Origin of the sequence: Pseudomonas sp. S10E 269, assembly GCF_002798465.1 — a bacterium.
GTDB lineage: Bacteria > Pseudomonadota > Gammaproteobacteria > Pseudomonadales > Pseudomonadaceae > Aquipseudomonas > Aquipseudomonas pergaminensis.
The window spans coordinates 2,030,197-2,043,918 of the sequence record NZ_PHIJ01000001.1 but is presented as its reverse complement, the minus strand read 5'-3'; the positions used below and the strand labels follow the sequence as shown (position 1 = coordinate 2,043,918).

The window sequence follows — 13,722 nt, the reverse complement described above, 5'->3', positions numbered from 1 at the left end:
TGTTGATTGATTGTTCTGGCCTCATCGGGGGCAAGCCCCCTCCCACATTTGACGGTATTCACACATCAAAATTTGTGAACCCAACCCAGTGTGGGAGGGGGCTTGCCCCCGATGAGGCCGGCACAGCAACCGCCTATTCCGGCCAATGCCAGGCGGGGGCATCCAATATTCCCTGCCCGACGATCCGCGTCTCCCCCAACACCTTTTCCAGCACAATCGAATTGCAGCCCTCATCCTGCTGCAATGCCGCAATCAGGCGGCTGGCATGGGACACCACCCACACCTGGCAGTGCTGGGACGCCTGGATGATCAAGCGCGCCAATGCCGGTAGCAGATCCGGGTGCAAACTGGTCTCTGGCTCGTTCAGCACCATCATGGTCGGCGGCCGAGGTGTGAGCAGCGCCGCGATCAGTAGCAGGTAACGCAAGGTGCCGTCCGACAACTCCGCCGCCGACAGCGGCCGCAGCAAGCCCTCCTGATAAAACTCAATCGTAAAGCGCCCACCCTGCAACGGTTGGATATTCAAGCGTGCGCCGGGGAAAGCGTCGCTGACTGCGCGCTGCAATGCCTCGGGATCGCCGATTTCACGAATGGTCTGCAACGCCGCCGCCAGGTCGCGCCCGTCGTGATGTAGCACTGGCGTACGTGTGCCCAGTTGAGGTTGGCGGACCGGCGCGTCGACATCGCTGCGAAAGTGATCATAAAAGCGCCAGCCACGGATGCTTTCGCGCAGCAGCAACACCTCCGGCGAACCGTGCAGGCTGCCAACCTGATCAAACAGGCTGTGGTAGTTCGGCGTGTGCTGGGCCAGCACATCCCAGGCGCGGCCCTCACGCGCCCGCACCATCGGCCCGGAACGCTGCACCAGCAGGCTGGCCGGGCGGTAGATAGGGCCGGCCCAGATGCATTCCTTCTTCACTTCCGGGTCCAGCGAGAAATAGGACAGCGTTTTTTCCGGCAGCCCCAGGGAAATGGCGTAGCTGAAATCTTCCCCGGCAAAGCCCAGGCGCAAGCGTTTGACGCCCTGACGCACGATGGGCTCGACCGGCACCTCACCGCTGCGCATGCGCCGGCTAATGGTCTCCGGCCCGGCCCAGAAGGTCGAATCCAGCCCACCCTCACGGGCCAGCGCATTGATCACCCCACCCTGGGCGGTTTCCGCCAGCAGGCGCAGGGCGCGGTACAAGTTGGACTTGCCGCTGCCATTGGGGCCGGTGACCAGGTTGAGTCGGTCCAGGGGCACTACCAATTTATTGATCGAGCGGTAATTGGCCACCGCGAGGGTCTTGAGCATGGGCATTCAGTCGGCGTGGGAACCATTGGAGTATGGGAGCCTCCATGCAGATAAGGAACCCTCAACTAAGCTCACAGTCGCATACACACTGGCAAGTCGGCATCACGCAAAAGGAGCCTGCATGGGCGGTCGTATTTCCACCTTTATTCTAGGCCTTGGCCTACTGGCGCTTTTGAGCGGCTGTAGCGAGGACAATGCCGAACCGAAGCAGCATTCACGGGTGTTTGTACAGACCGTGCAGCCGGCGGATTTTGCCGCAGCAGTCACGTTGACCGGCGATATCCAGGCCCGTGTGCAAACCGATCTGTCCTTCCGTGTGGGCGGCAAGATCATCCAGCGCATGGTGGACGTGGGCGACCGTGTGACCGCCAAGCAAGTGCTGGCCAAGCTCGATCCCAAAGACTTGCAGACCAACGTCGATTCCGCCCAGGCCCAGGTCGTGGCCGAGCAGGCGCGGGTCAAACAGACAGCCGCCGCCTTCGTGCGCCAGGAAAAACTCTTGCCCAAGGGCTACACCAGCCGCAGCGAATACGATTCCGCCCAGGCCGCGCTGCGCAGCAGCCAGAGTGCTCTCGCCGCCGCCCAGGCCCAACTGGCCAATGCCCGCGAACAGCTCGGCTATACCGCGCTGATCGCTGAAGCGCCGGGAGTGATTACCGCGCGCCAGGCAGAAGTCGGCCAGGTAGTGCAGGCCACCGTGCCGATCTTCAGCCTGGCGCGGGATGGCGAGCGCGATGCGGTGTTCAACGTCTATGAGTCGCTGCTGGTGGAGCCGCCGCCGGACGCGCCGATCACCGTCAGCCTGCTGGATAACCCGAGCATCAAGGTCCAGGGCAAAGTGCGTGAAGTCACGCCTGCCGTGGCGGCCAACACGGGCACCGTGCAGGTGAAAATCGCCCTGCAAGCGTTGCCCAAGGGCATGGAGTTGGGTTCTGTAGTGAGCGCTACCGCCAACGGCCCGGCCAAGGCCAGTATCGAATTACCTTGGGCTGCGCTAACCAAAGATCTCAGCGAGCCCGCCGTGTGGTTGATCGACGGCGACGGCAAGGCGCAGCTGCACAAAGTCACCGTGGCGCGCTACCTCACCGGCAAAGTCATCATTGGCGACGGCCTCAAGGGCGGCGAAAAAGTCGTGGTGGCCGGCGGGCAATTGCTGCACCCCGGCATGCTGGTCGAGATCGCCCAGCAAGGAGCCCAACCATGAAGCGCCTGACGGGGATACTCGCCGCCAGCCTGTTGCTGGTGGCCTGCTCCAAGGAAGAACCGCCGCCCGAGCCTGTGCGCCCGGTGCTGTCCATGGAAGTGACGTCCGAGGACCAGGAAAACCTTGGCCGCTTCGCTGGCACCATCCAGGCCCGCTATGAAAGTAACCTGGGCTTTCGCGTGCCTGGTCGCATTGCCCGGCGCGCCGTGGATGTGGGCGCCGAGGTGGAGAAGGGCGCCTTGCTCGCCGTCCTCGATCCCACCGACCAGCAGAACCAATTGCGCTCGGCCCAGGGCGACCTGGCCCGCGTGCAAGCGCAATACATCAACGCCCAGGCCAACGCCCGCCGCCAACAGGAGCTGTTCAACCGTGGCGTTGGCGCCCAGGCTCAGCTGGATATTGCCCAGACCGACCTGAAGACCACCCAGGCGTCCCTCGACCAGGCCCAGGCCTCGGTCAATCAAGCCAAGGACCAACTCAACTACGCCGAACTGCGCACCGACCACGCGGGCATCGTCACCGCCTGGAATGCCGAGGCCGGCCAGGTGGTCAGCGCCGGCCAGCAAGTGGTGACCCTGGCCCGCCCGGATATCAAGGAAGCGGTGATCGATCTGCCGGCCGGCCTTGCCGAGCGCCTGCCGCCAGACGTGGTGTTCCTGGTCGCCGGGCAGCTCGACCCCAGCGTGCACACCACCGCCATCGTGCGCGAGATCGAACCCCAGGCCCAAAGCGCCACGCGCACTCGCCGAGCACGCCTGACCCTGGCCGAAACACCGCCCGCGTTCCGCCTGGGCACGGCGATCAGCGTGACCTTGAGCACCGCCATCGCGCCCCGCATCGAACTGCCCCTGAGCGCCTTGCAGGAGGTCGACGGCAAGACCCGGATCTGGCTGCTCGATACCCAGAACCAGACCGTGCAACCGCGCGACGTCAGCGTGATCAGCCGTGACGCCCGCAGCGCCATGCTCAGTGGTGGCGTCAAACCCGGCGAACGCATCGTCACCGCCGGCGTGAACAGCCTGAAACCCGGGCAAAAAGTCAAAATCGACGAGGACAGCCCGCGATGAAAGGGAGCTTCAACTTATCCGACTGGGCCCTCAAGCATCAGTCCTTCGTCTGGTACCTGATGTTCGTCGCGCTGCTGATGGGCGTGTTCTCCTACATGAACCTGGGCCGCGAGGAAGACCCTTCGTTCACCATCAAGACCATGGTGATCCAGACCCGCTGGCCGGGTGCAACCCAGGAAGAAACGCTCAAGCAGGTCACCGACCGCATCGAGAAAAAACTCGAAGAGCTGGACTCCCTCGACTACGTGAAAAGCTACACGCGGCCGGGTGAATCCACGGTGTTCGTGTTCCTCAAGGACACCACCAGCGCCAAGGCCATCCCGGAGATCTGGTACCAGGTACGCAAGAAGATCGACGACATTCGTGGCACTTTCCCCCAGGGCCTGCAGGGGCCGTCGTTCAACGACGAGTTCGGTGATGTGTTCGGCTCGGTGTACGCCTTTACCGGCGACGGCCTGTCGATGCGCCAGTTGCGCGACTACGTGGAGCAGGTGCGCGCCGAGATCCGTTCGGTGCCGGGGTTGGGCAAGGTCGAGATGATCGGCCAACAGGACGAAGTGATTTACCTGAATTTCTCCACGCGCAAACTGGCGGCCCTGGGCATTGATCAACGCCAGGTCGTGCAAAGCCTGCAATCGCAGAACGCGGTGACTCCGGCCGGTGTGATCGAGGCCGGGCCGGAGCGCATTTCGGTGCGCACGTCGGGGCAGTTCGCCTCGGAGAAGGACTTGGCCAACGTCAATCTGCGGCTCAACGACCGGTTCTATCGGCTGGCGGACATTGCCGAGATCAGCCGTGGCTACGTGGACCCGGCGCGCCCGATGTTCCGCTTCAACGGCAAGCCGGCGATCGGCTTGGCGATTGCCATGCAGAAGGGCGGCAATATCCAGTCGTTCGGCAAGGCCTTGCACACGCGCATGGACGAGCTGACCGCCGACCTGCCGGTGGGCGTCGGTGTGCATAAGGTGTCCGACCAGGCGGAGGTGGTGGAGGAGGCCGTCGGCGGCTTTACCAGTGCGCTGTTTGAAGCGGTGATCATCGTGCTGGTGGTGAGCTTTATCAGCCTCGGCATGCGCGCCGGGCTGGTGGTGGCATGCTCGATTCCGTTGGTGTTGGCGCTGGTGTTCGTGTTCATGGAATACAGCGGCATCACCATGCAACGGGTGTCGCTGGGCGCGCTGATCATTGCGCTCGGCCTGTTGGTGGACGACGCGATGATCACCGTCGAGATGATGATCACGCGCCTGGAAAAAGGCGAAACCAAGGAACAGGCAGCGACCTACGCCTATACCTCCACGGCATTCCCGATGCTCACCGGTACGCTGGTGACCGTGGCGGGTTTTGTGCCGATCGGCCTCAACGCCAGTTCGGCGGGCGAATACACCTTCACCCTGTTTGCGGTGATTGCCGTAGCGATGCTGGTGTCGTGGGTGGTGGCGGTGCTGTTTGCGCCGGTGATCGGCGTGCATATCCTCAGCGCCAACGTCAAACCCCACAGCGCCGAGCCAGGGCGGGTCGGCCGCGCCTTCAATGGCGGCATGCTGTGGGCCATGCGCAACCGCTGGTGGGCGATCGGCATCACCGTGGCACTGTTTGTGGCGTCGGTGTTTTCCATGCAGTTCGTGCAGAACCAGTTCTTTCCGTCGTCGGACCGCCCGGAAATTCTCGTCGACCTGAACCTGCCGCAAAACGCCTCGATCAACGAAACCCGCAAAGCCGTCGACCGCCTGGAAGCTATCATCAAGGACGACCCGGACATCGCGCGCTGGAGCACCTACATCGGCCAGGGCGCGATCCGGTTCTACCTGCCGCTCGACCAGCAACTGGAAAACCCCTACTACGCGCAGTTGGTGATCGTGAGCAAGGGCCTGGAAGAACGTGGCGAGTTGATCGCGCGTTTGCAAAAGCGCCTGCGCGATGACTTCGTGGGCATCGGCAGCTACGTGCAGCCGCTGGAGATGGGCCCGCCGGTGGGTAGGCCGATTCAGTATCGCGTGTCGGGCAAAGACACCGACCAGGTGCGCAAACACGCCATCGAACTGGCGACCTTGCTGGATAAGAACACCCACCTGGGCGAGATCATCTACGACTGGAACGAGCCGGGCAAAGTGCTGCGCATCGACATTGCGCAGGACAAGGCGCGGCAACTGGGGCTGTCGTCGGAAGACGTCGCGCAGTTGATGAACAGCGTAGTCAGCGGTGCCTCGGTCACGCAGGTACACGACGATATCTACCTGATCAACGTGGTCGGCCGCGCCGAAGACGCCGAGCGGGGTACGCCGGAAACCTTGCAGAACCTGCAGATTGTCACGCCCAACGGCACTTCCATCCCGCTGCTGGCCTTCGCCACCGTGCGCTATGAATTGGAACAGCCGCTGGTGTGGCGTCGCGACCGCAAGCCGACCATCACCATCAAGGCGTCGGTGCGCGACGAGATGCAACCCACCGACCTGGTCAAGCAACTCAAGCGTGAGATCGACAAGTTCAGCGCCGGCCTGCCGGTGGGCTACAAGGTCGCCACTGGCGGCACCGTGGAGGAAAGCGGCAAGGCCCAGGGCCCGATTGCCAGCGTGGTGCCACTGATGCTGTTCCTGATGGCGACCTTCCTGATGATTCAGCTGCACAGCGTGCAGAAGATGTTCCTGGTGGCCAGTGTGGCGCCGCTCGGCTTGATTGGCGTGGTGCTGGCGCTGATTCCCACGGGCACGCCCATGGGCTTTGTGGCGATCCTGGGTATTCTGGCGTTGATCGGCATCATCATCCGTAACTCGGTGATCCTGGTGACGCAGATTCATGAATATGAAGTGGCCGGCTATTCGCCGTGGGATGCGGTGGTGGAAGCCACCGAGCATCGGCGCCGGCCGATCCTGCTGACGGCCGCTGCTGCGAGCCTTGGCATGATTCCCATCGCCCGCGAAGTGTTCTGGGGGCCGATGGCGTACGCGATGATCGGCGGGATCATCATCGCCACCTTGTTGACGCTGTTGTTCCTGCCGGCGCTCTACGTGGCCTGGTACAAAATCCGCGAGCCCAAGCAGGAGCAGCAGGAAAAACGCAGTTAGAAATGTGGAGGCTTGCTGTGGTGTTCAGGTGCTCTCGCCACAGCAAGCTCGCTCCCACAGCTTGATGCTCATTGACCTTTTGTATCGTGGGAAACGTCCGGAGGTGATACGCGTTGCCCCCGCCAGTCATAGAGTGGTCTACCCTCCCGACTTCACTTCGTTCGGGTCCAGTCCTATGCGCTACCTGCGTTCTGTTTTGTTGCTCTGCGGTCTGTTCCTCTCGCCGCTGACGTTCGCCACCGTTCTGGAAAACGCCCTGTGGCGGGTCGAACTCGACCCGGCAACCCTGGCCCTCCGCGTTACGCCCAACGGCCAACCGACGGTGCAAGCTTCCAGCGGCGTCGTGGCCCGTACCGTCAGCCAACTTGAACACCACCATCAGCAAGCGAGCTGGCAATGGGATGACGGCGCCTTTCGGGTGAGCGCCAGCCTTGACCAACGCGACCTGCTGCTCTCTATCACGGCGCGGGAAGCGGGTGAGCTGCCGATCCTCATGCAACCGGCGAGTGCCCTGGGCGAGGGGCTGATGTGGCCGTTGGCCGAGGGGCATTACGTGCCCACCGGCAATGCAGAGTGGAAGGGTTTCCTGCTGGAACAAGGTGATTTAAATACCACTCAGGACCTCAGCTTGCCCCTGTGGGGGCTGGACCACGGGCGCTTCACCTTGAACTGGTTGCTGACCAACCCCTACAACAATCGCCTGCACTGGCAGGCAGGTATGGCACTGTCAGTGGCCCATGAATTCACAGCCCTCGACCCGGCCGCACCCATGACCCTGCTGTTGCACCTGGGGGATGCCGATCCGTTGGCCGGCGCCAAGCGCTACCGCCAATGGTTGGTGGCGCAGGGCCGTTATGAAACGTTGGCTGACAAACTGCGAAAGACGCCCGAGGCCGAGAAGCTGCTGGGCGCCAGTCATGTCTACTTGTGGGGCAATGACTTGCTGGCCCCCGAGGATGTGCGCGATTGGCCGCTGTTGCTCAAACGCATGCGCGGTCATGCACTCCAGGGCTTGTTGGACAAGGAGTCCGCCAAGCTCCTGGCGCAGGGTGCCGCCTTGAATCGCTATGAGCAGACGGCCGTGCTCCGGGGCCTGAACGCCGCGATCAACAAAAAGGCTCGGCAGAGCTGGCAGGTAGAAGAACCCGACATGACCCGGCTCGCCGCGCGCTATAACGAGTTGCGTAGCGAACTGGCCGTGGACTTTGCCGGGGCCCTGAGCGATACCCCTGCGCATTGGGGCAGCCAGGTGATCCAGTCACTGCGCAGCTCAGGCCTGCCGCGCTTGCTGCTGACCCTGGGCGAAGGCTGGGAAGGCGGCCTCTGGCACCCCGAGGCGATCCGGGCCGGGGTCGACGCGGGCTTCTTGATAGCCCCTTACGACTCCTATGAAACCGCGTTGTCCGCTACGGAAAACCCGGATTGGACCACCGCTCACCTGGGCGGCAGGGCGTACCGCGAGTGCGCGATTGTGCTAAAGGACGGCAAGCTGAAAACCGGTTTCCAGCAGTCCGGCCACTACACCGACCCACGTTGTGTGCGGCCTCTGCTGGAGGCTCGCGTAAAGGCTATCCAGGCCAAGGCGGGCTTCAACGCCTGGTTCCTCGATGCCTACGCCACCAGCATGGTGTTCGACAGCTACCGTGACGACGCCCGGATGACCCAGGCACAGAACGCCGAAGGCAACATCGACGCTTCGCGCTGGCTCAATACCGCGCTCAAGTTGCCCGCCGGTTCCGAAGACGGCAACGCGATCACCGCCGAAGGCATTCTGTTCGCCCATGGCATGCAGACGCCCGTGATTGGCTGGGGGGATCACGCGATGGCCCAGGACAAGCAATCGCCTTATTACGTAGGTAATTGGTATCCGCCGGAGCAACCCGCCGTGTTCTTCAAGTCGGTGCCGTTGAAGGAGCCGTATCGTACGGTGTATTTCGATCCGACCCTGCGCCTGCCGCTGTACCAGGCGGTGTTCCACGGCTCGGTGATCACCACGCATCACTGGCTGTTCGACAGCTTGAAGCTGAGCAATGTGCAGGCTGAGAACGAGTTGACGCAGTTGCTCTACAACGTGCCGCCGCTGTATCACTTGAGTGCATCGACGCTCAAGCAGCGGCTGCCGTTGATACAGCGTCAGGACCGGGTTTTTCGGCCATTGCATCAACGGTTGGCCACCCAGGCGATGACGGGGTTTCGTTGGTTGACGGCGGATAGGCAGGTGCAGGAAACCACCTTTGCCGATGGGACGCGGTTGGTGGCGAATTTTTCTTCAGCGGAGAAACAAGGGTATGCGGGGTATAGCCTGACGGTGCTTGATGTGGGGGGGAGCGCTTTGGTGTATCAAGTGCAATAGCAATCACCGGGTACGGCGCTCGACCTGTGGCCAGGGAGCGTGCTCCCGCCAGCGGCCTGGCAGACGACTGCTCTCCAACTGTAACCCCGCGATCCAAAACTGTGGGCGCTGGCTTGCCTGCGAAGGCGGCGGTGCGGTGTACATATCCGTTATTCAGGTAACGGCGGCTAAAGCTTGCGCCACACACTGGCCAACCAAGGTTGCTGCTCTCGAGGCAAGCCTGCGGGGCGATAGTAATGCTCCAGCTCTACAAATCCTGCCTGCGTCAGCAGCGCCTGCCAGGCCTCCAGGTCGTGATACGACCCATACCGAGGTCCATTCCAGCCTTCCTGGTTTTCACCCCGGGGGTTGGAGCTGAATAGGACGCCGCCCGGCTTCAATGCGCCTTGCATCTGCTTGAGCACACGGGGAAGTTCCTGTTTGGGAATATGAAACAGCACCGCATTGGCAAAAATGCCGTCGAAGCGTTCGGCAGGCAGGTCCAGCTTCAGGAAGTCCTGCTGCATCACTTCACAGCCACTGTCTTCCCGCGCCATCTGCGCGAACCGCTCCGAGCCGTCCAGCCCCACGGCGATATGCCCCATTCGGGTAAAGGTCTGCAAGTCGCGCCCCGGGCCGCAGCCGAAATCCAGCACGGTGAACGGCGCCGTACCCTGGATATGCCGCAGCAGCGCATCGATGTTCTGGCTCACGTCGTGGTCGCGGGTGCCCTCACGGAAGTCCTCGGCCACCTTGTTGTAGTGGCCGAGGGTGGTGGACGTGATCTGGTCGAGGTCGTGGGGTGCAAGTTTCATGGCAGGGCGCACTTGGGCTGAGGTCATTGGACTATACCTCAGGCCATCGTCTGATTCAGTTGAAAGACGTATGCCCTGTGTAGGGCAATTCAGTGCCTATTCAGCGTAAGCATCCGACTTACTGACCGCAGGATTCTAGGTACCATTCGCGTCTTACTTGAAGAGGCGTTGTATACCCATGGATCAGGCATCTCCACCCCCGGCTGATAACGTCATTCAGCAAAAGAAAATGGATCGATACTCCAATGTCTTGAGTAATGGACTGTTATGGCTCAACGAGCGCGCATGGCCTTTGACCGTGGGCATTTTGTCTGTGGCCGGGCTTTATCTGTACCAATACATCCAAGTGGAAAAGGTGCCGCTGAGTATTTTGTCGGCAGCTGCGTTCACGGCGTTGCCGGCGATGTTCGCCATGTTGGTATTTGTCATCGGCATGATGGGGGCGTCGATCCTGATGCCTACGTTCATCTTGTTCCTGCGCATGAATGCCACGGGCGCGCGGCTCAGTGATCAACTCAATCTCAGTCGGCAATCGCCTGAGACGACGGCTCAACATCGTCGATTGTTGATGCATTGGGCTGCCAGTCTCGTGGTGCTGGCGGTGTTCTGGTTATCGGCGGTGTACATGTCCGCGAACGCAGAAAGCGGACCGCTTCAGACTGTTTGCTGGGTAGTGGCGATCGCTGTGACGGTACTGGCCTATACCTGCATCATCATTCGTGCCCGGCCGGCCAATATCGCGCGGCGCGAGCTTTCCGTGGAGTTCTGGATCGCGAGTGCCAGTGCCGGCGTCATTCAGATGCTGATTGTTCTGATGGTCACCGTACCTGTCTCGCGCGCGTTCGGCGAATACTCCGACAGTGTCGTGCTGTTTGCGCCTGTCATGTTGGCTGAAATAGTGGTGCTATTTCTGATTCAGGGGCTGGGGGCGTGTCTTGTGGCGTGCATGAACGATCATAAAAACCCGGTCGCGCTGGCATCCTTGGCCGCCCTTGGGCTTTTGGTCGTACTGGGGCTTATCCCTGTGACGGGCGCAAAGTTGGGAGGCCTGCCGCTGCAAGCCTCCGCGTCGGGAGGGCGTATGTGTACCGTCATGACCTGGTCAGAGGGGGCCAAGGTTCCCGGCATGCTGGTCGGCGCCAAGAAACCTGAGGGCAGCATCAAGCTGCGCGTGCTGGCGGATTCGGACGGGAGCTACAGTGTTCGCCCATGGCAGGCCAAGGAAAAAACCATCACCTTCGTCCCCCACTCCAGCGTTGCCCAGCTGGATGAATGCCCCTGATTTCAGCGTTTGTTCAACACCCGAGCCAGGCGATCACCGCCCAACTGAATCACCGCCACGAGGATCACCAGCAGCACAATCACGGTGAGCATGATCTGCGTATCAAAACGCTGGTAGCCGTAGCGGTAGGCAATGTCGCCCAGGCCGCCCGCGCCAATCGCGCCGGCCATGGCCGACGAGTTGATCATGGTCACCAGGGTGATGGTGAACCCGCCGACAATCCCCGGCAGCGCTTCCGGCAACAGCACGTGCCAGATGATGTGCCACCGGCGGCAGCCCATGGCTTGTGCCGCTTCGATCAGGCCGTGGTCGACCTCACGCAGGCTCACCTCGGCAATGCGCGCAAAAAACGGTGTGGCGGCGATGGTCAGCGGCACCACGGCGGCCCATACGCCGTAGGTGGTGCCAACGATCAGCCGCGTGAAAGGGATCAACGCCACCATCAGGATCAGGAACGGAATCGAGCGGAACAGATTGACGAACGCCCCCAGCACGCGGTTTAACGCCGGTGCCTGGTAGATGCCGCCTTTGTCGCTGGTGACCAAAAACACCGCCAGCGGGATGCCCACCAGCAACGCAATCAACGATGACACGCCGACCATCAACAAGGTGTCAATGGCGCCCTGCACTAAACGATCAAACCACATAGCCCAGCACCTCCACCTGTTGTGCCCAATTGCCGGCGCGGTTGCGCAGTTCTTCTGCGGTGTGAGGCGAGCCATTCACCGCCAGCAGCAGTTGACCGAGGGCATGCCCCTGGATGCGTTCCACGCCGCCTTGCAGCAAGCGCACGCGACCGCCGAGGGCGCTGAACAGCGCGGCCAGGTCCGGCTCGTCGGAATCACTGCCGGTGAATTGCAGCCGCAGCACTATCGCCGCGTCGACGGTCGCCGGCTTGGCCTGCAAACGGCTTTGCAACTCGTCCGGCAGCCCATGTTGCAGCGGTGCCAGCAGGGTCTTGCTGACCTCATGCTGCGGGTTGCCGAACACTTGCCACACCGGGCCTTGCTCGACGACACGCCCATGCTCCAGCACCACCACGCGGTCGCAGATTTCGCGGATCACCGCCATTTCATGGGTGATCAATACGATGGTCAGGCCCAGGCGCTGGTTGATCTCGCGCAGCAGGCCGAGGATCGACTGGGTGGTCTCCGGGTCGAGGGCCGACGTGGCCTCGTCGCACAGCAAAATCTGTGGGTCGTGTACCAGCGAACGAGCGATGCCCACGCGCTGTTTCTGCCCGCCGGACAGTTGCGCCGGGTAGGACGTGTGCTTGTCTTGCAGCCCCACCAGCTCCAGCAGCTCGCGCACCTTCTGCTCGCGCTGGGGCTTGGGAACGCCCGCCACTTTCAGCGGCAACTCGACGTTCTGCCACACCGTCTTGGCCGACATCAGGTTGAAGTGCTGGAAGATCATGCCGATGCGCCGACGTAGCGCCACCAGGTGGTCTTCGTCGAAGTCACCGATGTCGACCTGATCGATCAACACCCGCCCGCTGCTGGGTTGTTCCAGGCGGTTGATGGTGCGGATCAGCGACGACTTGCCGGCGCCGCTGCGACCAATGATGCCGAACACTTCACCGCGCTGGATCGCCAGGTCGATGCCCTGCAAGGCGTGCACAGTGCCGTCGTAGGTCTTGCCCAGGTTGATAAAGCGCACGTGGGCACGGTTCAGGTCAGGGTGCAGTTCTGTCTGCTCGGCGTCCCTGGGCGGCAAGCCCAGGTCGCGCAGTTGAGAGTGGGCGGCGGTCATTTTTTATCTTCCCAGCCGACCTGGTAGAGCTTGCCCAGGGATTTATCCAACGCAGCGCGGACTACGGGCGAATGCTGGTAAATGTCGACGAACTTGATCACGCGCGGGTCGGTCTTGCTCTTGGGCTGGATCACGAACTGGATCACGTACTCCGGGTGGTCGAGGCCGTCGAACAGCAGTGCCGACTCGGCATCGAAGGTCTTGGACAGGCGGATATACGCCGGGTAGCCCTGCACCAGATCGGCGTCGTCATAGGCGCGTACCAGTTGCACGGCCTCGACTTGCAGGATCTTGATCTTCTTCGGGTTACTGACGATGTCTTCTTCGGTGGCCTTGTAGCCCACCCCCGGCTTGAGGGTGATCAAGCCCGCCTTGGCCAGCAATTGCAGGCCGCGACCGCTGTTGATCGGGTCGTTGGCAATCGCCACGCTGGCGCCTTCGGGCAGGTCGTTGATGCTCTTGTACTTCTTCGAATACAGGCCGACGTTGTTGATGATGCCCGGCGCGTATGGCACCAGGTCAAAACCGGCGGCGGCCTTGGCGTTTTCCAGGAACGGGATGTGCTGGAAGTAGTTCACGTCGATATCGCCAGCGGCCAGGCTGACGTTGGGCGCGATCCAGTCGGTGAACTCCACCAGCTCGACCTTCAGGCCTTGCTTGCCCGCTTCGGCCACCGCGGCTTCCAGGGGAATAGCGAAGGCGGCGGTGGTGCCGATTTTCAACGGTGCATCAGCGGCGAACACCGCCGAGCTGAACAGTCCGAAAGCCAGGGCCAGTGCTTTGACTGGGTGGGAGAGCAGTGTTTTTTTCATGATCGATTTCCAGTCACAAGGTGTTGGTAAGAACAATGCGGTCAACGGTGGGAGCTGGCTTGCCTGCGATGGCGGTCTGTCAGGCAACTCTTTTTCGCTGAT

Annotated in this window: 10 protein-coding genes; 5 read left to right on the top strand and 5 right to left on the bottom strand. The window is 62.0% G+C overall.

What is annotated here, in order from left to right; all coding sequences use genetic code 11:
* Positions 1-133: 133 nt before the first annotated feature.
* Positions 134-1,294, bottom strand: a complete 1,161-nt coding sequence (locus CWC48_RS09420; RefSeq protein WP_100492508.1) for an AAA family ATPase — start codon at positions 1,292-1,294, stop codon at positions 134-136.
* A 121-nt stretch (positions 1,295-1,415) separates the two neighbouring features.
* On the opposite strand from CWC48_RS09420, the gene CWC48_RS09415 reads away from it, so the two are divergent.
* The 4 genes from CWC48_RS09415 to CWC48_RS09400 all read left to right on the top strand — a co-directional run bounded on the left by CWC48_RS09415 (position 1,416) and on the right by CWC48_RS09400 (position 8,980).
* Positions 1,416-2,498 carry an efflux RND transporter periplasmic adaptor subunit gene (locus tag CWC48_RS09415; protein WP_078046357.1) on the top strand — a complete coding sequence of 361 codons (1,083 nt, stop codon included), beginning with the start codon at positions 1,416-1,418 and terminating at the stop codon, positions 2,496-2,498.
* Positions 2,495-3,565, top strand: a complete 1,071-nt coding sequence (locus tag CWC48_RS09410) for an efflux RND transporter periplasmic adaptor subunit (protein ID WP_078046358.1) — start codon at positions 2,495-2,497, stop codon at positions 3,563-3,565. Before CWC48_RS09415 ends, CWC48_RS09410 begins: the two co-directional genes overlap by 4 nt.
* Positions 3,562-6,627, top strand: coding sequence for an efflux RND transporter permease subunit (locus CWC48_RS09405; RefSeq protein WP_100491752.1), 3,066 nt, complete (start codon positions 3,562-3,564; stop codon positions 6,625-6,627). The genes CWC48_RS09410 and CWC48_RS09405 overlap by 4 nt, the downstream gene beginning before the upstream one ends.
* A 175-nt stretch (positions 6,628-6,802) precedes the next feature.
* Positions 6,803-8,980, top strand: coding sequence for a glycoside hydrolase (locus CWC48_RS09400; protein ID WP_100491751.1), 2,178 nt, complete (start codon positions 6,803-6,805; stop codon positions 8,978-8,980).
* A gap of 167 nt (positions 8,981-9,147) precedes the next feature.
* On the opposite strand, the gene CWC48_RS09395 is transcribed toward CWC48_RS09400, so the two are convergent.
* Positions 9,148-9,774: a bifunctional 2-polyprenyl-6-hydroxyphenol methylase/3-demethylubiquinol 3-O-methyltransferase UbiG gene (locus CWC48_RS09395; RefSeq protein WP_078050851.1), complete on the bottom strand. Its 627-nt coding sequence runs from the start codon at positions 9,772-9,774 to the stop codon at positions 9,148-9,150.
* Between the two features lie 178 nt (positions 9,775-9,952).
* Between CWC48_RS09395 and CWC48_RS09390 the strand changes: the two genes are divergently transcribed.
* Entirely contained in the window at positions 9,953-11,056 is a 1,104-nt protein-coding gene (locus CWC48_RS09390) for a hypothetical protein (protein ID WP_100491750.1), read from the top strand.
* A 2-nt stretch (positions 11,057-11,058) separates the two neighbouring features.
* On the opposite strand, the gene CWC48_RS09385 is transcribed toward CWC48_RS09390, so the two are convergent.
* The 3 genes from CWC48_RS09385 to CWC48_RS09375 are packed head-to-tail and all read right to left on the bottom strand — an operon-like array spanning position 11,059 to position 13,620.
* Complete coding sequence (locus CWC48_RS09385; protein ID WP_016974994.1) at positions 11,059-11,703, bottom strand: methionine ABC transporter permease; 645 nt, start codon at positions 11,701-11,703, stop codon at positions 11,059-11,061.
* Positions 11,693-12,808 (bottom strand): methionine ABC transporter ATP-binding protein, encoded by a 1,116-nt coding sequence (locus tag CWC48_RS09380; RefSeq protein ID WP_078046362.1) that lies wholly within the window; start codon positions 12,806-12,808, stop codon positions 11,693-11,695. Before CWC48_RS09380 ends, CWC48_RS09385 begins: the two co-directional genes overlap by 11 nt.
* Complete coding sequence (locus tag CWC48_RS09375) at positions 12,805-13,620, bottom strand: MetQ/NlpA family ABC transporter substrate-binding protein (protein ID WP_078046363.1); 816 nt, start codon at positions 13,618-13,620, stop codon at positions 12,805-12,807. The genes CWC48_RS09380 and CWC48_RS09375 overlap by 4 nt, the downstream gene beginning before the upstream one ends.
* Positions 13,621-13,722: the final 102 nt, after the last annotated feature.